General features: G+C 67.0%; 20 protein-coding genes and 2 pseudogenes. 12 read left to right on the top strand and 10 right to left on the bottom strand.

Going from position 1 to position 20,955, the window contains the following annotated elements; genetic code table 11:
* The first annotated feature begins 31 nt into the window (after positions 1 to 31).
* From ACWKWX_RS16940 to ACWKWX_RS16925, 4 genes are all read left to right on the top strand, one after another.
* Complete coding sequence (locus ACWKWX_RS16940; RefSeq protein WP_473006392.1) at positions 32 to 979, top strand: dihydrodipicolinate synthase family protein; 948 nt, start codon at positions 32 to 34, stop codon at positions 977 to 979.
* Between the two features lie 56 nt (positions 980 to 1,035).
* Positions 1,036 to 2,613: an aldehyde dehydrogenase (NADP(+)) gene (locus ACWKWX_RS16935; RefSeq protein ID WP_483828373.1), complete on the top strand. Its 1,578-nt coding sequence runs from the start codon at positions 1,036 to 1,038 to the stop codon at positions 2,611 to 2,613.
* 3 nt (positions 2,614 to 2,616) lie between these two features.
* On the top strand, positions 2,617 to 3,873 hold the full coding sequence (locus tag ACWKWX_RS16930; RefSeq protein WP_483828372.1) for an NAD(P)/FAD-dependent oxidoreductase: 1,257 nt from the start codon (positions 2,617 to 2,619) through the stop codon (positions 3,871 to 3,873).
* 222 nt (positions 3,874 to 4,095) lie between these two features.
* Positions 4,096 to 4,380, top strand: a complete 285-nt coding sequence (locus ACWKWX_RS16925; protein WP_416423890.1) for a DUF6555 family protein — start codon at positions 4,096 to 4,098, stop codon at positions 4,378 to 4,380.
* Positions 4,381 to 4,423: 43 nt separating this feature from the next.
* Here ACWKWX_RS16925 and ACWKWX_RS16920 read toward each other — a convergent pair whose 3' ends face one another.
* Entirely contained in the window at positions 4,424 to 5,527 is a 1,104-nt protein-coding gene (locus ACWKWX_RS16920; RefSeq protein WP_483828371.1) for a catalase family protein, read from the bottom strand.
* A gap of 200 nt (positions 5,528 to 5,727) precedes the next feature.
* Here ACWKWX_RS16920 and ACWKWX_RS16915 point away from each other — a divergent pair.
* From ACWKWX_RS16915 to ACWKWX_RS16900, 4 genes and pseudogenes are all read left to right on the top strand, one after another.
* A pseudogene (locus ACWKWX_RS16915) lies at positions 5,728 to 5,908 on the top strand (Rieske 2Fe-2S domain-containing protein); the annotation flags it as partial.
* Between the two features lie 148 nt (positions 5,909 to 6,056).
* The gene (locus ACWKWX_RS16910; protein ID WP_483828370.1) at positions 6,057 to 6,614 is read left to right on the top strand and encodes a type 1 glutamine amidotransferase domain-containing protein; all 558 of its coding nucleotides are present in this window, start codon (positions 6,057 to 6,059) and stop codon (positions 6,612 to 6,614) included.
* 85 nt (positions 6,615 to 6,699) lie between these two features.
* Positions 6,700 to 7,092 (top strand): DUF4440 domain-containing protein, encoded by a 393-nt coding sequence (locus tag ACWKWX_RS16905; RefSeq protein ID WP_483828369.1) that lies wholly within the window; start codon positions 6,700 to 6,702, stop codon positions 7,090 to 7,092.
* An 84-nt stretch (positions 7,093 to 7,176) separates the two neighbouring features.
* Complete coding sequence (locus ACWKWX_RS16900; protein WP_416423886.1) at positions 7,177 to 7,392, top strand: hypothetical protein; 216 nt, start codon at positions 7,177 to 7,179, stop codon at positions 7,390 to 7,392.
* A 140-nt stretch (positions 7,393 to 7,532) separates the two neighbouring features.
* On the opposite strand, the pseudogene ACWKWX_RS16895 reads toward ACWKWX_RS16900, so the two are convergent.
* A pseudogene (locus ACWKWX_RS16895) lies at positions 7,533 to 7,730 on the bottom strand (microcin ABC transporter ATP-binding protein); the annotation flags it as partial.
* Positions 7,731 to 7,749: 19 nt separating this feature from the next.
* Positions 7,750 to 9,078 (bottom strand): LLM class flavin-dependent oxidoreductase, encoded by a 1,329-nt coding sequence (locus tag ACWKWX_RS16890; RefSeq protein ID WP_483828368.1) that lies wholly within the window; start codon positions 9,076 to 9,078, stop codon positions 7,750 to 7,752.
* Between the two features lie 253 nt (positions 9,079 to 9,331).
* Between ACWKWX_RS16890 and ACWKWX_RS16885 the strand changes: the two genes are divergently transcribed.
* Positions 9,332 to 10,546, top strand: a complete 1,215-nt coding sequence (locus ACWKWX_RS16885) for a DUF1835 domain-containing protein (protein WP_483828367.1) — start codon at positions 9,332 to 9,334, stop codon at positions 10,544 to 10,546.
* A gap of 191 nt (positions 10,547 to 10,737) precedes the next feature.
* On the opposite strand, the gene ACWKWX_RS16880 is transcribed toward ACWKWX_RS16885, so the two are convergent.
* The 5 genes from ACWKWX_RS16880 to ACWKWX_RS16860 form a co-directional block, all read right to left on the bottom strand.
* Positions 10,738 to 11,040 carry a DUF3077 domain-containing protein gene (locus tag ACWKWX_RS16880; protein WP_416423883.1) on the bottom strand — a complete coding sequence of 101 codons (303 nt, stop codon included), beginning with the start codon at positions 11,038 to 11,040 and terminating at the stop codon, positions 10,738 to 10,740.
* A 456-nt stretch (positions 11,041 to 11,496) separates the two neighbouring features.
* On the bottom strand, positions 11,497 to 11,964 hold the full coding sequence (locus tag ACWKWX_RS16875; RefSeq protein ID WP_416423882.1) for an RcnB family protein: 468 nt from the start codon (positions 11,962 to 11,964) through the stop codon (positions 11,497 to 11,499).
* Between the two features lie 96 nt (positions 11,965 to 12,060).
* Positions 12,061 to 13,662 carry a PqiB family protein gene (locus ACWKWX_RS16870; RefSeq protein WP_473006383.1) on the bottom strand — a complete coding sequence of 534 codons (1,602 nt, stop codon included), beginning with the start codon at positions 13,660 to 13,662 and terminating at the stop codon, positions 12,061 to 12,063.
* Positions 13,663 to 13,797: 135 nt separating this feature from the next.
* A complete protein-coding gene (locus ACWKWX_RS16865; protein WP_473006382.1) occupies positions 13,798 to 15,495 on the bottom strand; it encodes an NAD-dependent malic enzyme in 1,698 nt (565 codons plus the stop codon).
* A gap of 205 nt (positions 15,496 to 15,700) precedes the next feature.
* Positions 15,701 to 16,606, bottom strand: coding sequence for a LysR family transcriptional regulator (locus tag ACWKWX_RS16860; protein ID WP_483828366.1), 906 nt, complete (start codon positions 16,604 to 16,606; stop codon positions 15,701 to 15,703).
* Positions 16,607 to 16,693: 87 nt separating this feature from the next.
* Between ACWKWX_RS16860 and ACWKWX_RS16855 the strand changes: the two genes are divergently transcribed.
* From ACWKWX_RS16855 to ACWKWX_RS16845, 3 genes are all read left to right on the top strand, one after another.
* Positions 16,694 to 17,482, top strand: coding sequence for an NAD(P)H-dependent oxidoreductase (locus ACWKWX_RS16855; RefSeq protein ID WP_483828365.1), 789 nt, complete (start codon positions 16,694 to 16,696; stop codon positions 17,480 to 17,482).
* Positions 17,483 to 17,635: 153 nt separating this feature from the next.
* Positions 17,636 to 18,619 (top strand): aldo/keto reductase, encoded by a 984-nt coding sequence (locus tag ACWKWX_RS16850; RefSeq protein WP_483828364.1) that lies wholly within the window; start codon positions 17,636 to 17,638, stop codon positions 18,617 to 18,619.
* A gap of 53 nt (positions 18,620 to 18,672) precedes the next feature.
* On the top strand, positions 18,673 to 19,575 hold the full coding sequence (locus ACWKWX_RS16845) for a LysR family transcriptional regulator (RefSeq protein WP_483828363.1): 903 nt from the start codon (positions 18,673 to 18,675) through the stop codon (positions 19,573 to 19,575).
* Between the two features lie 177 nt (positions 19,576 to 19,752).
* Here ACWKWX_RS16845 and ACWKWX_RS16840 read toward each other — a convergent pair whose 3' ends face one another.
* Complete coding sequence (locus ACWKWX_RS16840) at positions 19,753 to 20,256, bottom strand: GNAT family N-acetyltransferase (RefSeq protein WP_416423875.1); 504 nt, start codon at positions 20,254 to 20,256, stop codon at positions 19,753 to 19,755.
* Positions 20,257 to 20,418: 162 nt separating this feature from the next.
* Positions 20,419 to 20,829, bottom strand: a complete 411-nt coding sequence (locus ACWKWX_RS16835) for a RidA family protein (RefSeq protein WP_416423874.1) — start codon at positions 20,827 to 20,829, stop codon at positions 20,419 to 20,421.
* Positions 20,830 to 20,955: the final 126 nt, after the last annotated feature.

Below are 20,955 nucleotides of genomic sequence, written 5' to 3'. Positions count from 1 at the left end.
TTCGCACTCACTGACTACTGGAGAACACACCATGACCGACAACATCTTCACCGGCTGCATGCCCGCCCTGATGACCCCGTGCACCGCCGCGCGCACCCCGGACTTCGACGCCCTGGTGGCCAAGGGTCGCCAACTGATCGAAGCCGGCATGAGCGCCGTGGTCTACTGCGGCTCCATGGGTGACTGGCCACTGCTCACCGAGGCCCAGCGCCAGGAAGGCGTGGCGCGCCTGGTGGCCGCCGGCATCCCGACCATCGTCGGTACCGGCGCGGTCAACAGCCGCGAAGCCGTGGCCCACGCCGCCCATGCCGCCAAGGTCGGCGCCCAGGGCCTGATGGTGATTCCGCGGGTGCTGTCGCGTGGCGCCTCGCCGGCCGCACAGAAGGCGCACTTCAGCGCCATCCTGAAAGCCGCCCCGCAACTCCCGGCGGTGATCTACAACAGCCCCTACTACGGCTTCGCCACCCGCGCCGAGCTGTTCTTCGACCTGCGCCGCGAGCACCCGAACCTGATCGGCTTCAAGGAATTCGGCGGCGCCGCCGACCTGCGCTACGCCGCGGAAAACATCACCTCCCAGGATGACGACGTGACCCTGATGGTGGGCGTCGACACCCAGGTGGTGCACGGCTTCGTCAACTGCAACGCCACCGGCGCCATCACCGGCATCGGCAACGCCCTGCCGCGCGAGGTGCTGCACCTGGTGGCGCTGAGCAAGCAGGCGGCCAAGGGCGACGCCCGCGCCCGCCGCCTGGCCCGCGAGCTGGAGGCGGCGCTGGCAGTGCTGTCGTCGTTCGATGAAGGCTGCGACCTGGTGCTGTACTACAAGCACCTGATGGTGCTCAACGGCGACCTGGAGTACAGCCTGCACTTCAACGACACCGACGTGCTCAGCGACGCCCAGCGCCGCTACGCCGAACAGCAGTACGCGCTGTTCCGCCAGTGGTACGCCGCCTGGTCGGCCGAGCAGAACCAGGCCTGACACCTTTGCCGCGCCGGGCCCTGGGGCCCGGCCTCGTGACCTTTTAAGGATGCACCATGACACTGACAGGCAAGCTGCTGATCGGCCGCCACGCCGTCGCCGGCACCGGCGCCCCGGTTTACGCCATCAACCCCGCCACCGACCAGCCGCTGCAGCCCGGCTACCCGGGCGGCAACCGCGAGCACGTGGCCCAGGCCTGCGCCCTGGCGTGGGACGCCTTTGACGCCTACCGCGAGACGACACCCGCCGCCCGCGCAGCCTTCCTGCAAGCCATCGCCGAGGAAATCGAAGCCCTGGGCGACACCCTGATTGACCGCGCGGTGGCCGAAACCGGCCTGCCGCGCACACGTATGCTTGGCGAACGCGGGCGCACCTGCCAGCAACTGCGCACCTTCGCCCGCGTGGTGCTGGCCGGCGAATGGCTGGACGCGCGCATCGACCCCGCCCTGCCCCAGCGCCAGCCCCTGCCGCGCGCCGACCTGCGCCAGCGGCACATCGCCCTGGGCCCGGTGGCGGTGTTCGGCGCCAGCAATTTCCCCCTGGCCTTCTCGGTGGCCGGTGGCGACACCGCCTCGGCCCTGGCCGCCGGCTGCCCGGTGGTGGTCAAGGCCCACGGCGCCCACCCCGGCACCAGCGAACTGGTGGGCCAGGCCGTGGCCCGCGCGGTGCAGCGCTGCCAGCTGCCGGAGGGGGTGTTCTCGCTGCTGTACGGTTCGGGCCGCGAAGTGGGCATCGCACTGGTAAGCGACCCGCGCATCAAGGCCGTCGGCTTCACCGGTTCGCGCAGCGGCGGCCTGGCCCTGTGCGCTGCCGCCCAGGCGCGGCCGGAGCCGATTCCGGTGTACGCGGAAATGAGTTCGATCAACCCGGTGCTGTTGTTCCCAGCCGCCCTGCAGGCCCGCGGGGAAGCGCTGGCGCAGGCGTTCGTCGGTTCACTGACCCAGGGCGCCGGGCAGTTCTGCACCAACCCCGGGCTGGTCATCGGCCAGCGCGGCGCAGCGCTGGAACGCTTTGCCACGGCCGCCGTGGCGGCGCTCACGGACGCCCCGGCGCAGACCATGCTGACCCCCGGCATTTGCCAGGCCTACCAGCAGGGCGTCGCGGCGCTGGCCAGCCACCCGCTGGCGCACACCCTGGGCCAGGGCCTGTCTGCCACCGGGCCAAACCAGGGCCAGGCCCAACTGTTCATTGCCGACGCCAGCGACTTCCTCGCCGCCCCGGCGCTGCAAGCCGAAGTGTTCGGCGCCGCCTCGCTGATCGTCCAGTGCGACGATGACCAGCAAGTGCGCCAGGTGCTCGAACACCTGGAAGGCCAACTGACGGCCACCCTGCACCTGGACGACGCCGACCTGCCCCAGGCCCGCGCCTTACTGCCGGTGCTGGAGCGCAAGGCCGGGCGCCTGCTGGTCAACGGCTGGCCTACCGGCGTCGAAGTCTGCGACGCCATGGTGCACGGCGGGCCGTTCCCGGCCACCTCCGATGCCCGGGGCACCTCGGTGGGCACCGCGGCCATCCTGCGTTTCCTGCGCCCGGTGTGCTACCAGGACTTCCCCGACAGCCTGCTGCCCGTGGCCCTTGGCGCTGCCAACGACCTGCAGCTGCGGCGGCTGGTCGACGGCCAGCGGGAGGCTTGAGCCATGAGCCAGCCTTTCGCTGAGCCGACCACGGCGGACGTCGCCGTGGTGGGTGCCGGCATCATCGGCGTCACCTGCGCCCTGGCCCTGGCGCGCCAGGGCCGCCGGGTGCTGGTGATCGACCGCCAGGCCCCGGGCCATGGCGCTTCCTACGGCAACGCCGGGCACCTGGCCACCGAGCAGGTGTTCCCCATCGCCGACGTGTCGATTCTCAAGCGCCTGCCGGCCATGCTCATGGACCCCATGGGCCCGCTGCGCCTGGATTGGAAGTACCTGCCGCGGGCGCTGCCGTGGTTCACCCGGCTGCTGCTGAACCTGCGCCCGGCGCCGTTCCAGCGCACGGTGGCCGGCATCCGCGCGCTCAACGAAGGCAGCCTGGGCGCCTGGCAGCGCTTGTTGGCCAGCGTGCAGCGCCCCGGACTGCTGAAGGAGGACGGCTCGCTACTGGTGTTCGAACGCGCCGCGTCCCGCCCCGCCCTGGATGCCCTGCAAGCGCGCCTGCGCCAGCAGCAGGTGCCGGTGGACTTCTGGGCCGCCGACGCCGTGCGCCAGGCCGCGCCGCAATTAAGCGAACGCCTGCAGGGCGGATTGTTCTTCCCCGCCACCGGGCACTTCATCGACCCCTACAAAGTGCTCACCGAACTGGTGGCAGCGGCCAAGAGCTGCGGCGTGCAGTTCCTGCAGCACGGCGTGCTCGACGGCCGCCTGCACGACGGCGGCGTGGTGCTGAACACTGAGCAGGGCACGATCGGCGCACGCCAGGTGCTGCTGGCCTGTGGTGCTCATTCGGCGCCGCTGGTCAAGCGGCTCACCGGCAAGCAGGTGCCGCTGGACACCGAGCGCGGCTACCACCTGATGCTGCCGGCGGAGCAACACCGCCTGCCGTTCGCCGTCACCTCGCTGGAACGCAAATTCATCATGACCCCCATGGAGGGCGGCCTGCGCCTGGCCGGCACGGTGGAATTCGCAGGTCTCGACGCACCGCCGTCGATGGCCCGCGCGCGGCAACTGCACCACCTGAGCCAGGGCCTGTTCAGCCACGACCTGGACGCCCGCGGCGCTACCGAGTGGATGGGGTTCCGGCCGTCGTTGCCCGACTCCCTGCCGGTCATCGACCGGGTGGCGGGCGGCAAGGTGCTGCTGGCGTTCGGGCACCAGCATCTGGGGTTGACCCAGGCAGCGTTGACGGCAGAGATGGTTGCGGCGCTGGCCAGCGGCGAGGCACCTGTTTCGAGCGCCTACCGCCTGGCTCGGTTCTGATCCGCGCCGTGGGGCTTTTGTGGGAGCTGGCTTGCCAGCGAGCTTTTAAGGCCTCAACAGCTCGCTGGCAAGCCAGCTCCCACAGGTCAGGCCCGTAGGCGCCTCGGCGCCAGGAATCCGGCGAACCCGCGCAGGCACGCCATTTATCGCATTTGCCTGCATTTTTTTTGAATCAACCACGCCCCGCCGTGTTCCCAACCACATGGCACGATGGAGGCGCCCATGAACCCACAGCTCTACGTCATCGAATACCTGCTACACGGCAAACCGGCCTCGTTCATCATCCGCCTGGAAAAAATGGACAACGCCCTGGCCTGGCACTGGGCCAGTTGCGACGCAGGGGTCGGCATCATCCCCAAGTTCGGCCGCCAGCAGACCCGCCAGGTCAGCCGGCCCATGGCCGAGCGCTACGGCATTACCGAGGTGAAATGGCGCCTGGCCGGCCAGCGCGGGGCACCCCGGCAGGGCAATGATGAAACCGCTTCATCGGAACCCGCCGAAAGCTGACTGTCGCGCTTTCACAGCAAGGAGTACATTTGTACTCCCACCATTACTCCTCATCCAGCGAACGCGGCTCCTGCATCGGGCAACCCTGATGCTGCCCGCGGAACCCGGCGGAATGTTCATAGGCCGGCTTGCGCACGCGCATCACCCCACCCAACGGCCGATGCGCCGCCAACCCGTGCCAGGGGCTGAACGCCATGCGCTCGTCAATGCGGCTGACGTTCTCCGCTGACCACGACACTTGCCGGGGCACATGGATGCGCGCCACGGTGACGTAGGGGCTAGCTTCCTCGGGCCAGGCTTTGGACGCATCCTCGATGGGCATTTTGTCCAGGTCGGTAGCCAACTGCACGCGCACCTCCCAGGTGCCGTCATGGCTGGCAAAAAACTGCGTCACTGACTCGCGCAGGCCGTCGGGTTTATCGTCCAGGTCCACTGGCTGGTCGGTCAGCGCCTGCAGTTCAGGCGACACCGGAGCCACGCTCAACTTCGCGTAGTAGGGGCCGTAGAGCAGCGGCACCACCGTGTTGTAGGTTTCGCCGAGCAGGTTGGTGCGCGGGTGGCCGCCCAGGCTTTTCAAGGTGCCGCTCTCGCCACCCAAGGCCTCCACGGTGCTTTCGATGCCTCGCAGCGCCGCTGACATGGCCTTTTTGAAACCAGGCATCTTGTCAGTGGTCTTGGCCAGCAGCTTCAAGGTACGCAGAAACGCCTTGGGGGTGGCCGCCGTGAACGCCTTGGCGTTCTGCATGACGAAGTCCTGGGTGGTATCGCCCTCGCTGCCGGGCAGCCGCGCACCGTCCAACCCAATTACCTTGATGGCCATGCCGCGCGGCGTGGACACGTTGTCATCGAGAATGTCCCCCGGGTTGGTGGACAGGCGCATTACCAGCCGGTACGTGCCAGGTTGCGCGAAGGCGCCCTGGGCCAATTCCACAGGCAGGCCCGGCAGCACTTCCAGGCTGCCCAGCAACAGCCCGTGGGCCTTGGCGTGCACGCTGCGCACCGGATGACCGTAGTCCGCCTGGGTCTTCTCCAAAATGCTGTGCATGGCCTCGACCAGCTCGGCGCTGGTCTGCGCCTCATCATCCGGTATCTGCTCGAAGGACGCTTGGAACAACAAGGGCGTGACACTTAGTGGAATGGCACTCATGGCGATACCTCATCAGGTCGACAACGCAGCGCAGGGGTTCTTGATGACCCTCGACGCCTTGCGGAAAAGTGTCCGCTCACCTGGCATCAGTCAGGGGCAGGTGCCGTTGCGTTCAAATAATTGAGCGGCGCCGGGGACGGATGGCAGCCAGACGCCCACCCGTCGGCTGGCTGCAGCCGTCAGCAGCGGGACGTCAGGACGTGCTCCTGCTGCGCCTGGCCGACCAGGTACGCGCCTATCAGCCCGACTGCCCGCACGCCGCTGGAGGACGGCACGGTGTGCGAGCACAGGCTGATCTGCCCCAGGCACAAGGCGGCATTTGCCGTGGAAGACGGCGATGTCTGCGAGCCCCCTGCCCTCACCCGCCTGCTCCGCTACCCGGCAAGCTGCCAGCCGCTTTGTGGTGGCGCGCGCCCAGGCATTGGCGCTGATCAACGCCTTCGGCGAAGGGTCCGGAGCATAAAAATGGAACTGCACCATGGGGCCCGAACCCAAATGAACACATCACGTTGCAATCTGAGGACTCACCATGAGCACGCAACTCGAAGGCAAGAAAATCCTGGTCATCACCAGCAACACCGGCATTGAGCGCGATGAGCTGCTCAAGCCGCTGGACACCCTGCGCGGCCTGGGCGCCACCCTGGTGCACGGCTCAATCAAGGGCGGCACCACGCAGACCTTCCAGCAGGACACCGAGAAGGACCGCACGGTGGAGTCCGATACCCGACTGGCGGAAGTAACAGGCGCCGACTTCGATGCCCTGGTGATTCCCGGCGGCACCGTCAACGCCGACACCCTGCGCCAGGACAAGGACGCGCAGCGGCTGGTCAACGAGTTCGTCAAGGCCGGCAAGACCGTGGCCGCCATCTGCCATGGCCCCTGGGTGTTGATCGACGCCGGCGTCATCGAAGGCAAGACGCTGACCTCCTACGCCAGCGTGCGCACCGACCTGGTCAACGCCAAGGCCGCCGCCTGGGTGGACGAAGCAGTGAAGCAATGCGGCGCCAACGGCTGGACCTTGATTACCTCGCGCACGCCCAAGGACCTGGCGGCGTTCAACGACGCCATCGCCAATTCGCTCCCGTAGCAGCGGCCACCAGGCCGCGTCACTGGCACTGCGGTGTGGCAGACTGACGTCACATCCTGCTCATCCATCTGCCGAAGGGACTCCAGTGCCGACCACTACTCTTGAGCGCGCCTGCCACAGCGTGCACCACGTACATGAACTGATTCACACGGTCTTCACCGCCGCCCAGGGCCAGGCGGCAATCGCCGAGCTGATGCCCGCCTTCGCCGACGACTTCCGCATGGTCACCACCCAGGGCGTCGAGGTGGACCGCCAGCAGGTCGAACGCATGTTCCAGGGCGCAGCCGGTGCCCGGCCGGGGTTGCAGATCGAGGTCAGCGACGTGCAGGCCGTGTGGCAGGACGGCAACGCCGTGACCCTGCGCTACCGCGAGGTGCATCGCCTGCAGGGCGTGGAAAGCGCGCGCTGGTCCGTGGTGGTGATGAGTGTCGGCCAGGCGGGCGTGCAGTGGCATTTTTTACAGGAAACGGCAGTTTGAATACTTACTGATCCCGACCAATGGCCGGCATTTCCCTGCCAGATAGGCGCATGCTCTGGGTTTACGTCGACGGGGCATGATGCCGTGCCAGACAGACCCCTCAAGCTGCAGAACTGGGACCGCGCCTGGCGGTTGCTGGGCGACCACCTGCAGTGCCCGCTGTGCGGGCAATCGCAGCTGGCGAGCAAGGCGTACACGCCATTCACCCACGCCAAGGCCTGCGCGGCGCGTACCGAGCAGGACCAATACCCGTGGCTGGACCTGGACGCGATATTGCGTTCGGTGCTCAAAGACGCCTGATACCCGTCCCCTCCGCCCCCAACGCGGTTCCACCGCAACACCGCGTTGCCCGTGGACGCGGCCTGGCGGCCGCTGCTACGGGGAGGTGCGTACCCCCGTAGCAGCTGCCGAAGGCTGCGTCCGGCCCCGACGCGGTTCGGTCAAGGCACAGCGGCGCCCAGCAGTTCGCGGGTGTAGGCCTGGCGCGGCTGGGTGAACAGCCGCTCGGTGCTGCTGTACTCCACCACCCTGCCCGCCTGCAGCACCATCACCTGGTGCGCCAACGCGCGCACCACCGCCAGGTCGTGGCTGATGAAAATGTAGGCCAGGCCATGGTCGGCCTGCAGCCGCCGCAATAAGGGCCGGCGCAGACGCTCACTAACCAGGGAAGAAGCGGTTCGCCGGGCGCGGCAAGCCGAGGTTTTCCCGCAAGGTAGTGCCTTCGTATTCGCGCCGGAAAATCCCCCTCCCCTGCAACTCCGGCACCACTTTGTCGACAAAATCATCGAGCCCGCCGGGCAACCACGGGAACATCACGTTGAAACCGTCGCTGCCTTCGCGCTCCAGCCATTCCTGCATCTGGTCGGCGATGGTCTGCGCGGTGCCGACGAATGCCAGGCCCGCGTAACCACCCAGGCGCTGGGCCAGCTGGCGCACGGTGAGCTGCTCGCGGTCGGCCAGGGCCAGCACCCGTTCGCGGCTGCTCTGGCTGTCGTTGGTCTGCGGCACGGGCGGCAGGTAGCCGTCGGGGTCGAAGCGCGAGGCATCGGTGCCCAGGGCGATGGACAGCGAGGCGATGGCGCTTTCGTAGTGCACCAGGCTGTCGAGCCGGGCGCGAATGGCTTTTGCCTGCTGCAGGCTGTCGCCCACCACCACGAAGGCCGCCGGGAGAATTTTCAAGTGGTCGCGTTCGCGTCCCAACGGCGCCAGCCGCGCCTTGACGTCGGCGTAGAAGGCGCGGCCGTCGTCCAGGTTGCTGGGCGCGGCAAAGATCACCTCGGCGGTTTCCGCCGCCAGCTGCCGGCCTGGCTCCGATGAGCCCGCTTGCACGATCACCGGCCAACCCTGCACGGGCCGGGCGATGTGCAGCGGCCCACGCACGTGCAAATGCTCGCCATGATGATTGAGGGTGTGCAGCTTGGCCGGGTCGAAAAACTCGCCGCTGTCGGCATCGCGAATGAAGGCATCGTCGGCCCAACTGTCCCACAGGCCGGTGACCACGTCGTAGAACTCGCGGGCGCGGGCGTAGCGCTGGTCGTGGTCTAAGTGCTGCTCCAGGCCGAAGTTTTTCGCCGCGTCGGGGTTGGAGGTGGTAACGATGTTCCAGCCGGCGCGGCCGTTGCTCAGGTGGTCCAGGGAGGCGAAGCGCCGGGCGATGTGAAACGGCTCGTCGAAGCTGGTGGACGCCGTGGCCACCAGGCCCAGGTGCTCGGTGGCCTGGCTCAGGGCCGAAAGCAGCGTGAACGGCTCGAACGAGGTGGCCGTGTGGCTGCGCTTGAGGGCGTCCAGCGGCATGTTCAGCAGCGCCAGGTGGTCGGCCATGAAGAAGGCGTCGAACTTGCCGCGCTCCAGGGTCTGGGCCAGGCGCTTGAGGTGCTGGAAGTTGAAGTTGGCGTCACGCCAGGCGCCTGGGTAGCGCCAGGCGCCGGTGTGGATGCTGACGGGGCGCATGAACGCGCCCAGCTTGAGTTGTCGCGTGGTGCTCATGGGCGGGGTTCCCTGTGCCGTGCAAAAGCCAGCAGCATTCCCCGGCGGCACGCTGGCCGTCCAATAATCGATGGTGCCCGGTTATGCCGGGGAAGCATAAGCGTTGCCAGCCGCGGCCTGGCTGCCTATAGTGGCCACCACGGCGTCATCCACGCCGCCATCCGCGGGAAGGGCTGCGCCCAGGACACGAATCGCCTGCCTGTCATTACGACTCCCAACCATGAAGCGGACCTTGGTTGCACAAGGAGATCGTATGCCCGCCCCAGCCCCGTCATCCCCTACCGATGGCCGTATCAACCTTGAGCAGCAGCGCAAGCGCGCCAAGGAACGCCTCAAGCAGCTCAGGCAACACCCGCCCTTCGACCAGACCCTGGCCGACGCCCAATGGCAGATCGCCAAGGAGCTGGGTTTCAGCAGCTGGCCCAAGCTGGTGGCCCACGTCGAGGCCATCGACTTCGCCGCCCGCCACCCCGATTTTGCCGCCAGCGACGAGCCGCGCACCACCCATTGGCGCTGCGGCAACGACATCGCCCACAGCCTGCAACTGGCCGGGTTCAAGGGGCGCTTTCGCATGCTCGCCGACCCGCTGTGCATGGGGCCGGTGCAGCAGTTGCCGGCGGCGGCCTACAAGCGCCAGCGCAGCCGCTTCGTCAGCCAGGCGTTCGGCCTGGACCTGGGCGAAGTCAGCCGCCGCTTCGACGATGAATACCGCGACCTGGCCGAGCTGGGCAACGGCCAGCCGGGCGTGTTGTGGTGCGAGGCGGACGCCTATGACCAACTGTTCCTGATTCGTGTGCTGGCCGAGTTGGCGCAAGTGCCTGATGGGCTCGAGCTGATCGAGGTCAGCCAGGTGCCCGGGGTCGAGCGCTTCATCGGCATCGGCCAACTGGCACCGGACGTGCTGGCGTGGCTGTGGCCACAACGGCGGCCGGTGGACGCCGCCATGCTGCAGCTGGCGCGGCAGGCGTGGCAGGCCTATTGCGAGCCCTCGCCCATGACGCTGGCGGCGTTGGCCCAAACCGACCACCCCGCCCTGCCCTTACTGGGCCGTGCGTTGCGGCGCCAGTTGCAGGAGTTGCCCGGCGTGCGCGACGGGCTGTCGCTGACCGAGCGCCTGGCGCTGCAGGTCATCGCCGAGGCAGGCTCGTTGCCGCTGGGCAAGGTATTCGGTGTGCTGATGCTGCGGCACGAGCCGCTACCGTACCTGGGGGACCTGATGTTCTACGCCATGATGCGGCCGTTGATCGAGGGCGCCAACCCGCTGTTGATCGGGCAGGAACCACAGTTGCCGTGGACGCAGCGGCCGGTACGGTTGACGGCATTGGGCGAACGAGTGTTGGCGGGACTGGCGTATTGGCCGGACCTGGCCAGCCATGAACGTTGGGTGGGTGGTGTGTGCACAGCGCCTGGTGCGGCGCATTGGGCCATTGATGAGCAGGGTGTGCCTGTGTGGCAGGTTCGCCAGTAAGACGCCGCCTGCGGCAGTTGCTACGCGAATGCGCACACCGCTTAAATCGCGTTGCCTGCATCGCGGCCAAGGCCGGCTCCTACCACGAACGGGGTAGGAGCCGACTTTAGTCGCGATGCAGGCAACGCGGTTTCAGGACAGTTGCTGCTACGCGAAATTACCGTAGCCGCAGCCTCGCGGCAGCGGCTACATCAGTTATGCGGAGCGCCTGCGACAACCGCGTCAACCAACGCCTTGGCTGCCTCGACCAGATGCAGAGCAGACCAGATCAGCCCGGAATGCCCCAGGTCATTTTCCGCAAGCTCATAGGTCGTTTCGTACGCCCCCTTGAGCAACAGCGACGCCTGGTTCAGGGCATCCTCGATGCGAACGCCAGGGGCGATGGTGAACAACCGTTGCTCGTAAGGACCGCAAGCACCGAACGGCAGCTCTGCCGTGACGTGGTCTGGAGGGCGAGCGCCCACGGTTTGGGAATCAGGTACCGGTGTATCCATGACAGTCAATCTCCTTAGCTGGTTGAACCACCTCCTTACCGCTGTCAAACAGTAAGGGTGGCGGCAGTACGAGGGTTGACAGACCAGGAGCTAAAGAACCCGGCGCACCCGAAGGTGCCCCGCGTACAGCCGCCATGAAGGCGAATGACAGGCGTAACGATGCCTGATGATCCACCATGAGAGCTAGCACATATTCAGCTTTTTTCGGCCTGTCAAAACCGAGCCGTTGTTTGTGCAACGGCCGGCAGAGGGTAGGTTTGCCCAGGCACCATAACAAGCGTTTTCAGGCGATGGCCTGACATTTCGGAAACGTCCTACAAGCCGACCCAGCGGGTGCCCAAGGAATTACCGTAGCCGCTGCCGAAGGCTGCGCTGGCCCTGTACCACGCTGAAGATCACCAGTGAACACAAGGGCCAGCGCAGCCTGGCGGCAGCGGCTACGCGAATCTTACGGGCTCAATAACCGCTGAGGATTTGCACGATGGCGCCCGTGGCGATGGCCACCAGCACGTAGTCGCCGTTCACGTACAGCCAGCGGTGGTCACGCGGCGGTTGGCGCAGGTGGCGCGCATGCCAGTCGGTGACCCAGTAGCGGTCTCCACGGTATTGCTGCGGCGCGAAGCCGCCGCGGTGCCATTCGCTGTGCGGCCGCGGCATGCCCGGTTGCGGGCGGTAGGCCTGGCCGCCACCGCCCTGCCAGCCCGGACGATGCTGTTGTTGTGGACCACCGTGTTGTGGTGGCCGCTGCTGCTGGCCGCCGCCGTGTTGCGGGCCGCCACCGCCACCCTGTGGTGGGCGCCCCTGCTGCTGCCCACCGCCGTGGCCGCGATCAGGGCCGCCGTTGTCCGGGCCCGGCTGGGCGAAGCTCGCCAGCGGCGTCAGCAGCATCAGGCAGGCACAACCTGCCGCAATGATCTTTTTCATGTGTATCTCCATGGCTAGTCGAGCAGCGCTCGCTCTCACGCCTTTGAGTATCGGTTAAAAACACGCAGGTAACGTCTGCAAAGGGTAAATTTTCGGTCAGTTTCGCGGCAGCGCCGTGGCTGCTGCCGGGTCGTCGGCAGCGCGCCCGCGCAGGAACAGTTCGGGGTAGCGGTTCCACAGGTCCAGCAGCGCCTGCACCGAGCGCGAAGCCTGCTTGATCTGCAGCGCCGTCTCGTCGAACTGCTCGCGTTGGGTCGCGCCCTCGGCGACGCTATCGACCACGCCCTTGAAGGTTTGGTTCGCTTCCAGCAAGGTATCGCGCAATTGCGGCACCACCTGCTGGTTCACCTGCTGCACCACCAGCGGCAGCTGCTGCAGGCTGCGGGTGAAGTTTTCCGACAGCTGCCGGGTGGGCAGGCGCCCGGCCATGGCCATGATCTGCTTGAGCTGGTCTTCCATCACCGACAGGCTGCCCGACACCGTCGGCACCTCCAGCGGCCGCGCCGCATAGTCGAACTTCACCGGCGCAGCGCCCGCCACGAAACCCAGCAGGATGTATTTCTGCCCGGTCAGCAAATTGCCGGTGCGCGCCTGCCCCCGCATGCCGTGCTCGATAAAGCGCCCCACCAGCATGGCCGTGGTGCTTTCGTCGTCGCGGCCCAGGTCCTTGTGCAGTTTTTCATGCACCGCGCCCAGGCGGTTGGGGTAGATCACCGCGCCCACGTGGGTCACCGGCCGTTGCCGCGCCTCGTCGTAGTCCAGGCGTACCGAAGTGACCTGGCCAATGCTGACGCCGAAGAACTCCACCGGCGCGCCCACCGCCAGGCCGCGCACCGAGTCGTCGAAGTGCATCACCATGTAGCGGGCATAGCCCAGGGGCCGGGCCAGGGCGTCGTCGCGTTCGTCGAACAGGGTGAAGCGGCTGTTGGCCAGGGCCACGGGCGGGTTATCCGGGTACGGCGGGTTCTGGAACGCCACGGCGCCGTTGAGCACCGCGGCCAGGGACTCGATGTTGACCTCGCGGCCGCCCACGCCGACGTTGATGTCGACGCCGCTGGCGTTCCAGAACCGGCTGTTCTGGGTGACGAAGCGGTCGTTGGGCGCGCTGATGAACACCGTCACGTCGACGCCCTTGCCTTCGCTGCTCAAGCCACGGCCAATCACCCGGCCCACCTGCACGCGACGGTAGTACACCGGCGAGCCGACGTTCAGCGAACCCAGGTCGTCGGCGTGCAGCACAAAGCGCGTGCCGGCCTCGCCGAAGCTGGTGGCGGGCGGGTGTTCCAGGCCACGAAAATGATCGGCCTGCTCACCGTCGCGGCCGGCGTCGGCGCCGATGAAGCTGCCGCTGAGCAGGGTCTTGAGGCCGGAAATCTCGTTGAAGCCGATGCGCGGGCGCACCACCCAGAAACGCGTGCCCTTGTCGGCGAAGGCCTTGGCCGAGGCCTGCAACTCAATGCTGACGTCCACGCGGTCACGGTTCTTGTCGATATCGATGGCCACCACTTTGCCGATGGGCACGTGCTTGAACATCACCAGCGTGTGGTTGGCTTCCAGGCCCTCGGCGGTGCGAAAGCTGACGGTGATGCGCGGGCCCTGGCCGATGAAGTGCCCGGTCAGCACCAGCACGGCGGTAATGGCCGCGGCCAGGGGCAGCAGCCAGAACAGCGAGAATCGGGAGTGCGGGCGCTCGCTCACGCAGCGGGTCCTGTGCGTTGGGTGTCACTGAGTAATAGGCGATGACCGGGCTTTCGGCCTGGCCATCGGACGAAAGACAGGCGAAAAAAAACGGGCCTGACCAGGCCCGTTTTCACTCAGCTGGATAGCTGCAACTTATACCGCCGAGCGCCGGTAAAAGCGATAGCGCGGGAACCAGAAGTTGCGCTCGATGGCCGCCAGCAGTAGCTCCTCGGGCGTTTCCAGGGCCACGCCATCGGCCTGGGCCTGCTTGGCCACGGCCACGGCGATTTTCTTGCTCACCGCCTGGATGTCTTTCAGCGGCGGCAGCACCGCGTCGCCGCTGCCGGTAACCACCGGCGAGCACTCGGCCAGGGCGTTGGAGGCGGCCATCAGCATGGCGTCGGTGATGCGCGTGGCCTTGGCAGCCACCACGCCCAGGCCGATGCCGGGGAAGATGTAGGCGTTGTTGCACTGCGCGATCGGCAGGCTGCGGCCGTTGATTTCCACCGGTGCAAACGGGCTGCCGGTGGCGACCAGGGCGTTGCCTTCGGTCCATTCCAGCACTTCGGCCGGGGTGGCCTCGACGCGCGAGGTGGGGTTGGACAGCGGCATGATCAGCGGCTGCTTGCAGTGGGCGTAGACCTCGCGCACCACGGCCTCGGTGAACAGCCCGCGCTGGCCCGACACACCGATGAGAATGGTCGGCTTGGCCTGTTTCACCACCTCCAGCAACGGCAGGCCGCTGTCGTCGCGCTGCCAGCCTTGCAGGGCGCTGGCCTTGTGCGCCAGGCGCATCTGGAAGTCGTGCAGGCCGGTCATGTCGTCGGTCAGCAGGCCGAAGCGGTCGACCATGAAGATGCGCTGGCGCGCCTCGCTTTCCGACAGGCCTTCGATCTGCATGGCCGCGACGATGTGCTCGGCAATACCACAACCCGCGGAACCGGCGCCGACGAAGGCCACCACCTGCTCGCCCAGCTTCTGGCCCTTGACCTTGCAGGCCGCCAGCAGCGTGCCCACGGCCACCGAGGCGGTGCCCTGGATGTCATCGTTGAAGCAGCACAGCTCGTCGCGGTACTTCTCCAGCAGCGGCATGGCGTTGGTTTGCGCGAAGTCCTCGAACTGCAGCAGCACGCCCGGCCAGCGGCGCTTCACTGCCTGGATAAACAGGTCGACGAACTCGGCGTAGTCCTGACCGGTGATGCGCGGGTGGCGCCAGCCCATGTACATGGGGTCGTCCAGCAGCTCCTGGTTGTTGGTGCCCACGTCCAGCACGATCGGCAGGGTATAGGCCGGGCTGATGCCGCCACAGGCGGTGTACAGCGACAGCTTGCCGATGGGAATGCCCATGCCGCCGATGCCCTGGTCGCCCAGGCCGAGGATGCGCTCGCTGTCGGTGACCACGATGATCTTCACCGAGTCCTTGGTGGCGCTGCGCAGGATGTCGTCGATGCGGTCACGGTCGGGGTAGGAGATGAACAGGCCGCGGTGGGTGCGGTAGATCTTGGAGAACTCCTGGCAGGCCTGGCCGACGGTGGGGGTGTAGATAATCGGCAGCATCTTGTCCAGATGCGACTCCAGCAGGCGGAAGAACAGCGTCTCGTTGTTGTCCTGGATGGAGCGCAGGTAGATATGCTTGTCCAGGTCGCTGGCGCACTGTTCGTACTGGCGGTAGACGCGGTCCACCTGCTCTTCGATGGTTTCGACGTTCTGCGGCAGCAGGCCGATCAGGTTGAAGTCGATGCGCTCTTGCGGGGTGAAGGCGCTGCCCTTGTTCAGCAGCGGCATTTCCAGCAGCGAAGGGCCGGCGTAGGCGATGTACAGGGGGCGAGACTGGTTCGGCACATTTTTCATGGGTGATTTCCGTCATCAGGCAAAAGCACTCCGGCCAGGGTATCGCCGGCAGGCTGCACGCCCGTGACACCGCTGGAGAAGGCTTTTTGTATACACGTCAAAGCACCGATTAGCGCAATTTTGACACCCCTGCGTCAAGTTGCCACACCATGAAATTCTCGACAGGCCTGTTGTGGTGGCCCCGGACGCCGCCTGGCGGCAGCTGCTACAGGGGGTTGGTGCAGGCCTGGGCGATATGCTCGCGCAGCCAGCGGTGCGCCGGGTCGCGGTGGCAGCGCTCGGGCCAGAGCATGGTCATCTGGAAGCTTGCCACCGCCAATGGCGGTTCCAGCACGCGCAGCTCGGGATCGCCACGCACCAGGCGCTCGGGCAGCAGCGCCACCAGGTCGCTGCTGGCCAGGGCATGGGGCACCAGGAGGAAATGCGGCACCGACAGCACCACCCTGCGGCTCAGGCCCAGCGCCGCCAGGGCGTTGTCGGTGGCGCCGCTGAAGCCGCCGCCATCGGGCGAGACGATCACCTGCTCAAGCTTGCAGAACTGCGCCAGGGTGGGCTTGCGCTTGAGCCGCGGGTGGTCCTTGCGGCCCACCAGCACGTAGCGCTCCTCGAACAGCACGCGGCTGCGCAGGCTTTCCGGCGAATCGTCACGGGTGTGGAACGCCAGGTCCACCTCGCCCTCCTCGGCCTGCCGCGCCACCCGCGCCGGCACCAGTTGCAGCACCGCCACCCGCGTATGCGGGGCGGCGGCGCGCAGGCTGCTCAGGGCCGGCAGCAGGATAGTCGCGGTGCTTTTGTCCGAGGCTGCCAGGCGCCAGGTGTCCCGCGCCTGGGCCGGGTCAAACGGCGCCACGGGCGCCACTGCCTGCTCCAGCCCCGCCAGCGCCTGGCGCAGCGGCTCGCGCAGGGCCTGGGCCCGCGCCGTGGGGCGCATGCCACGCGGGCCTGGCAGCAACAGCGGGTCATCGAACACCTCGCGCAGCTTGGCCAGGTGCACGCTGATGGAGGGCTGCGAGTAGTTCAGGCGCTGCGCCGCGCGGGTCACGTTCTGCTCGCTGAGCAGCACGTCCAGGGTCACCAGCAGGTTCAGGTCCAACTGCCGCAAATTAACCATGCCAATACCTACAATATCAGTTATTCATTTCCACTATACCCCAGCCGGCGCGAGGATAGCCCCAACCCCACCCGCCCGGACTTCACCATGAACATTCTGATTGTCTACGCCCACCCCGAAGCCAAATCCCTCAACGGCGCGCTGAAGGATCTCAGCGTCGCCCACCTGCAGCAGGCCGGCCACCAGGTGCAGGTCTCGGACCTGTACGCCATGCACTGGAAGACCACGCTGGACGCCGACGACACCCAGCAGCGCCTGGACCCGCTGCACTTCGACGCCTCGAAAGAGTCCCGCCACGCCTTCGCCAACGGCCAGCAAAGTGCAGACATCGCCGCCGAACAGGCGAAGCTGTTGTGGGCCGATGCGGTGATCTTCCAGTTCCCACTGTGGTGGTTCTCGATGCCGGCGATCATGAAAGGCTGGTTCGACCGGGTGTACGCCTACGGTTTCGCCTACGGCGTGGGCGAACATTCCGACACCCGCTGGGGCAACCGCTACGGCGAGGGCTCGATGCAGGGCAAGCGCGCCATGCTGGTGGTGACCAGCGGTGGCTGGGAGTCCCATTACAGCGAACGCGGTATCAACGGGCCCATGGCCGACCTGCTGTTCCCCATCCACCACGGCATGCTGCACTACCCCGGCTTCGACGTGTTGCCGCCGTTCCTGGTGCACCGCACTAGCCGGGTAGACGAGGACCGCTATGCCACGCTGGCCCATGCCCTGGAGCAGCGTCTGGATAGGTTGTTCAGCGAGACGCCGATCGCGTTCCGGGCGCAGAACGGCGGGGATTACCAGATTCCGCAGTTGACGCTGCGTGATGACGTGGCGCCCGGCCAGACCGGCTTCCACGCCCACGTGATCCCCCACCGCCCGTAGCAGTGGCCGCCAGGCCGCGTCCGGCCCTGACGCGGCCTGGCGGCCGCTGCTACATTCATGAGCCAGGCTCATAAGTTAATCCTGCAGGGGCGCCTTAATCCGCGCCGCCGCGGCTTGTAGCATGGGCTGCTCACCCACAAGGAGGCACCCACCATGCAAACCCGCCAACTCGGCAGCACCGGCCTGCAGGTCTCGGCCCTGGGCATGGGCTGCATGGGCCTGAGCTTCGGCTACGGCCCCGCCGTCGACCGCGCCACCGGCGTGCAATTGCTGCGCGCCGCCTTTGAACGCGGCGTGACCTTTTTCGACACCGCCGAATGCTACGGCCCGTTCACCAACGAGGAACTGCTGGGCGAAGCCCTCGCACCGTTCCGCGACCAGGTCATCATCGCCACCAAGTTCGGCTTTGAGAACGGCGACTCCAAACAGCCGCTCAACAGCCGCCCCGAGCGCATTCGTGCAGTGGCCGAAGCCTCGCTCAAGCGCCTGAAGACCGACCGCATCGACCTGTTCTACCAGCACCGGGTCGACCCCAACGTGCCCATGGAAGACGTGGCCGGCGCGGTCAAGGACCTGATCGCCGAGGGCAAGGTCAAGCACTTCGGCCTCTCGGAGGCCGGGGTCGGCTCGATCCGGCGTGCCCACGCGGTGCAGCCGGTGGCGGCGCTGCAAAGCGAGTATTCGATGTGGTGGCGCGAGCCCGAGCGCGAGGTGCTGCCGACGTTGGCCGAACTGGGCATCGGCCTGGTGCCGTTCAGCCCGCTGGGCAAGGGCTTCCTGACGGGCGCCATTACCGAGACCACCACCTTCGACGCCAGCGACTTCCGCAACCAGGTGCCCCGCTTCAGCGAAGACAACCGCAAGGCCAACGCCGCGCTGGTCGAGGTGCTGGGGCAGATCGCCGAGCGCAAGCAGGCCACACGCGCGCAGATCGCCCTGGCCTGGCTGCTGGCCCAGGCGCCGTGGATCGTGCCGATTCCGGGCACCACCAAGCTGCATCGCCTGGAGGAAAACACCGGTGCCGCCAGCGTGGTGCTGGGCGCCGACGACCTGGCGGCCATCCAGGTGGCGCTAGACGGTATCACCGTGGCAGGTGACCGCTACCCGGCCCATTTGCAGAAGCGCGTAGGCGGTTGATGCAACGCGGCCCCTGCTAGAATGGGGGGCCGCCCCCTGAAGGAATCGCCTCAATGCTGCGCGAGAACGCCAACGACCTGCTCGCCTTTCTCGCGGTGGCCCGCGAGCGAAGCTTCACCAAGGCGGCAGCCAAGATCGGCGTGTCGCAATCGGCGCTGAGCCACACCATCCGCGGCCTGGAAGCGCGCCTGGGCCTGCGCCTGCTGATTCGCACCACTCGCAGCGTGTCGCCGACCGAGGCCGGGCAACGGCTGTTGCAGACCGTAGGCCCGCATTTCGAGGAAATCGAGATCCAGCTGGCCGCCCTCAGCGACCTGCGCGACCGGCCCGCCGGCAACCTGCGCATCAACGCCTCGGATTACTCCTTGGATACGGTGCTGCGGCCCAGGCTCAGGACTTTCCTGCAGCAGTACCCGGACATCAAGGTCGAGGTGTGCTGCGACAACGGCCTGGTGGACATCGCCGCCCAGGGTTTCGACGCCGGCGTGCGCCTGGGCGAGCAGGTGGCCGAAGGCATGATCGCCACGCGCATCAGCGCCGACATGCGCATGGCGGTGGTGGGCACGCCCGAGCATTTCGCCCGCTACCCCAAGCCGCTGACGCCCCGCGACCTCACCGCCCACCCGTGCAACAACCTGCGCCTGGCCACCCACGGCGGGTTATACGCCTGGGAGTTCGCCAAGGGCGGCGAAAGCCTGAACGTGAAAGTGACCGGGCAGATCATCCACAACGGCGTCTACCAGTTGCTGGCGGCGGCAGTGGACGGGCTGGGGCTCAGCTACGTGCCGGAAGACCTGTGCGCGCCTTATTTCCAGCGCGGTGAACTGGTGCGCGTGCTGGAGGACTGGAGCCCGGCGTTTGCCGGCTTTCACCTGTATTACCCCAGCCGGCGCCAGGCTTCGCCGGCGTTCGCGTTGTTGGTCGACGCCTTGCGGCACCCCATGCCGTCTTTGTAGTCGTGGGGGCCAGGACGCAGCCTCCGCTTAAATCGCGTCGCCTGCATCGCGGCCAAGGCCGGCTCCTACCACGAACGGGGTAGGAGCCGACTTTAGTCGCGATGCAGACGACGCCGTTTCAAGACAGTTGCTGCTACAGATCGCGCGCTGCATCTGTAGCAGCGGCCAACGGCCGCGTCAGTGCATCACCCGCGTGACCAGGAAATTCGCCAGATCCGGCTCGTCATCCAGCTCGATGGCGCGCGCCGGGCGCGGCAGTTCTTCCAGTACCGAGTCCCAGAACGCCATGGCCGCATCATCCTGGCGGTAGTAGCGCACCAGCCAGTTCTCGTGGCCGCCCATCAGCACCTGGGTGACCAACGCCTTGCCAATGCCCTTGCGGCGGTAGCGCTTGAGGATGAACAGGTCGGCCAGCTCCAGGGCGTCGATGCCCGGCAGCTCGCTGCGTTCCACCAGCAGGAAACCGGCCACGCAGCCGTTGACCAGCAGCAGGTTGGCGCTCCAGTCCTGCTCGTGCCAGTAGCGCATCAAGTGTTCGTCGTGGATGTAGTAGCGGCCGTCGTCGTCGACGTCCTCCTGCTCCCAGTCGGAAGACTCGTAGGCGTAGAACTGGTACAGGTTGCGGATCAGCTGCGCCTGGTCCACCTGGGTGGGCAACAGCTCGACGGTGAAATCGTTCATGGCTGAAGCTCCCGGGCAGGAGAGCATGGCGCGTGGCAGGCGAAAATCGAAGGCATGGAGTTCCCGGTAAAAATGACCATGGCGCGGGCCCGAACGGGCCGCGCGGTTTTGCAGGGCGCTATTGTTTACAAAAGCGCCGCGCATTGCCATGGGCAAATGTCATCAGGCCAACGCGGCCATGGCCTCCACCTCGATCAGCATGCCTTCCAGCGCCAGGCGCGGCACCGGGATCAGCGTGCAGGCAGGCTTCATGGCCGTGCCCCAGGCCTCGTCCGCCGCGGCCACCCAGGCGCGCAGCCGGGCATCGTCGTGGTCGACGATCAGCAGGGTCAGCTTGAACACGTCGGCCAGCGTCGCGCCCTGGGACTGCAGCGCCACCTGCACGTTGGCCAGGGCCTGGCGCGCCTGCGCGGCGAAGTCGGCCGGCAGCACCCCGTCGCGGTCCTCGCCGCCCTGCCCGGCCAGGAAGATCATGCGCGCCTGGGTGGGCACGCTGGCCACGTGGGAATAGGCGTTCGGGGCGGGGTCGTAGAGGCCCGGTGGGTTGGACAGTTCGAAGGCGCTGCGGCTCATGGCGTGTATTCCCTGACAAAATGAAACGGCAGTATTGCACGCCGCCGTCCTGCAGCCACGGCATAAACCCGGCGCTATACTCAGCACTCATGAGCGGCACGGATGCCGGCAGCCTTCCGTTTGCCG

The sequence above is a fragment of the Pseudomonas imperatae genome (assembly GCF_057128625.1).
The sequence above is the reverse complement of the archived record's forward strand: the minus strand, read 5'-3'. Positions and strand labels throughout refer to the sequence as shown.

What these genes read in the sequence shown, in the direction of transcription:
- ACWKWX_RS16940 (WP_473006392.1), top strand. Translation starts at nt 32, where the DNA reads ATGACCGACAACATCTTCACCGGCTGCATGCCCGCCCTGATGACCCCG.
- ACWKWX_RS16935 (WP_483828373.1), top strand. Translation starts at nt 1,036, where the DNA reads ATGACACTGACAGGCAAGCTGCTGATCGGCCGCCACGCCGTCGCCGGC.
- ACWKWX_RS16930 (WP_483828372.1), top strand. Translation starts at nt 2,617, where the DNA reads ATGAGCCAGCCTTTCGCTGAGCCGACCACGGCGGACGTCGCCGTGGTG.
- ACWKWX_RS16925 (WP_416423890.1), top strand. Translation starts at nt 4,096, where the DNA reads ATGAACCCACAGCTCTACGTCATCGAATACCTGCTACACGGCAAACCG.
- ACWKWX_RS16920 (WP_483828371.1), bottom strand. Translation starts at nt 5,527, where the DNA reads ATGAGTGCCATTCCACTAAGTGTCACGCCCTTGTTGTTCCAAGCGTCC.
- ACWKWX_RS16910 (WP_483828370.1), top strand. Translation starts at nt 6,057, where the DNA reads ATGAGCACGCAACTCGAAGGCAAGAAAATCCTGGTCATCACCAGCAAC.
- ACWKWX_RS16890 (WP_483828368.1), bottom strand. Translation starts at nt 9,078, where the DNA reads ATGAGCACCACGCGACAACTCAAGCTGGGCGCGTTCATGCGCCCCGTC.
- ACWKWX_RS16885 (WP_483828367.1), top strand. Translation starts at nt 9,332, where the DNA reads ATGCCCGCCCCAGCCCCGTCATCCCCTACCGATGGCCGTATCAACCTT.
- ACWKWX_RS16880 (WP_416423883.1), bottom strand. Translation starts at nt 11,040, where the DNA reads ATGGATACACCGGTACCTGATTCCCAAACCGTGGGCGCTCGCCCTCCA.
- ACWKWX_RS16875 (WP_416423882.1), bottom strand. Translation starts at nt 11,964, where the DNA reads ATGAAAAAGATCATTGCGGCAGGTTGTGCCTGCCTGATGCTGCTGACG.
- ACWKWX_RS16865 (WP_473006382.1), bottom strand. Translation starts at nt 15,495, where the DNA reads ATGAAAAATGTGCCGAACCAGTCTCGCCCCCTGTACATCGCCTACGCC.
- ACWKWX_RS16860 (WP_483828366.1), bottom strand. Translation starts at nt 16,606, where the DNA reads ATGGTTAATTTGCGGCAGTTGGACCTGAACCTGCTGGTGACCCTGGAC.
- ACWKWX_RS16855 (WP_483828365.1), top strand. Translation starts at nt 16,694, where the DNA reads ATGAACATTCTGATTGTCTACGCCCACCCCGAAGCCAAATCCCTCAAC.
- ACWKWX_RS16850 (WP_483828364.1), top strand. Translation starts at nt 17,636, where the DNA reads ATGCAAACCCGCCAACTCGGCAGCACCGGCCTGCAGGTCTCGGCCCTG.
- ACWKWX_RS16845 (WP_483828363.1), top strand. Translation starts at nt 18,673, where the DNA reads ATGCTGCGCGAGAACGCCAACGACCTGCTCGCCTTTCTCGCGGTGGCC.
- ACWKWX_RS16840 (WP_416423875.1), bottom strand. Translation starts at nt 20,256, where the DNA reads ATGAACGATTTCACCGTCGAGCTGTTGCCCACCCAGGTGGACCAGGCG.
- ACWKWX_RS16835 (WP_416423874.1), bottom strand. Translation starts at nt 20,829, where the DNA reads ATGAGCCGCAGCGCCTTCGAACTGTCCAACCCACCGGGCCTCTACGAC.